We start from the raw sequence: 1620 nt of genomic DNA, 5'->3' as shown, positions 1-1620 counted from the left end.
GAGTCAATTTGCGAGGTTAGCCGAACGGCCCCTTCCAGAGCGAGGATTCCTCCGCACTCAGCTGAACAGTTCAGCTGAGTATGAGAATGGCCCTTGCAGGACCGACACTGCGGCATGGGGATGCGGTGCGGATCCAACCTGCGGGAAGGGGCCATCGTGGATGGCGATAACAGGGCTTACTGCCGCATCGACAAGGCCGACCGGGAAGCGATCCAGAACGGGTTGGGCAAGCGGAAGGGCTGCCGCGAGATAGCGAGGTCGATCGGGCGCTCGCCCGCGGCCGTGACCGAAGAGGTGAGGCGCCACCGCACCTGGAAGGACGGAGAGCGCCGCGGCGAGATCGTGCCGTCGGATCCGGAGGACGTCTCCTGCTCTCACCTGTTGCGTTGGCCCTGGACCTGCAACGGCTGCACGGCCTATACCAGGAAGTGCGGGCGCAGGCAGCGCATGGAGTACAAGGCGGCCCTGGCGCAGGCCGCCTCCGAGAAGACGCGATCGGAGTCCAGGCGCGGCATCAACCGCCGCGAGGAGGACTTCGAGAGGATCGCCTTCGAGATCCGCTCGGCCATCCTGGACGGCAAGTCCCCCGAGCAGATCTGCCTGGCCAAGCCGCATCTGGGGCTCGCGCCCTCCACCCTCTACCGCTGGGCCGAGCGCGGCTACTTCTCCATGTCGCCCATGGACTTCCGACGGCGGGTCGGCTACAGACCGCGCAAAGGGCAGAGCGAGCGCAGGCCGACCTCGCACGGAGAAGAGCGCTCCTACGCGGCGTTCTGCGCTCTGCCCGAAGAGCAGCGCGCCCGGGCGTGCGAGATGGACACCGTGCTCGGCAAGGCGCGCGACGAGCAGTGCCTGCTCACCCTGTTCCTGCGACCGTGCAAGGTACAGCCCGTCCTGCTGCTGCCCAAGAAGGCGTCGGGCGCGGTGGCATCCGCGCTCGACTCGCTCGAACGCGCGATGGGAAAGCATCCGTTCAAGCGCCTGTTCGGCATCATCCTGACCGACAACGGGGTCGAGTTCGCCGACACGGCGGCGATCGAGGCGTCGGCGTTCGGAGGCGATGCCCGCTGCAAAGTCTACTACTGCGACGTGCGCGCATCCCAGCAGAAGGGCGCATGCGAGCGCAACCACGTGGAGCTTCGCAAGATGCTGCCCAAGCGTCGCGGGATCTCCTTCGACGATCTCACCGAGAGGGATTGCGCCTTCGTGATGTCGCACGTCAACTCCCAGCCCCGTCCGTCCCTCATGGGCATGTCCCCTTTGGGGATGCTGCGAGCCGCCGACGAAGAAGCCCGCGATGCTCTCTGCGTCGCCCTGGGGATGGAAGAGATTCCCTTCGATGCGCTCGCGCTGACGCTCGACGCCGTGAACGCCCAACGGGCAGAAAGGGGGCTCGGGCCTTTGGCTTAAGGACGAGGCAGGCAACCGAATACGCGCCGACCACAGGCGTTCAGCTGGGTCTGGAGCCGATTCGCGGACCCTTGCTCGTGTACGCTCTCCAGACTCAGCCGAACGCTCGAAACGCATCCTTTTTCGCCGTGAAGGCGTTGGGCTGAGTCCGAGAATGCATCCGAAGCTCCCGAGCAAAGTGGGCCGTTCGGCTAACTTCGCGAATCAACC

1 protein-coding gene is annotated in these 1620 nt (G+C 65.8%); it reads left to right on the top strand.

Annotated features, from left to right (window positions below):
• Positions 1-156: 156 nt before the first annotated feature.
• Positions 157-1410 (top strand): IS30 family transposase, encoded by a 1254-nt coding sequence (locus tag F8D48_RS11415; RefSeq protein ID WP_170272818.1) that lies wholly within the window; start codon positions 157-159, stop codon positions 1408-1410.
• The last annotated feature ends 210 nt before the right edge of the window (positions 1411-1620 follow it).

Source organism: Adlercreutzia muris, assembly GCF_008831045.1.
GTDB lineage: Bacteria > Actinomycetota > Coriobacteriia > Coriobacteriales > Eggerthellaceae > Adlercreutzia > Adlercreutzia muris.
This window is presented reverse-complemented; position numbering and strand designations above follow the sequence as displayed.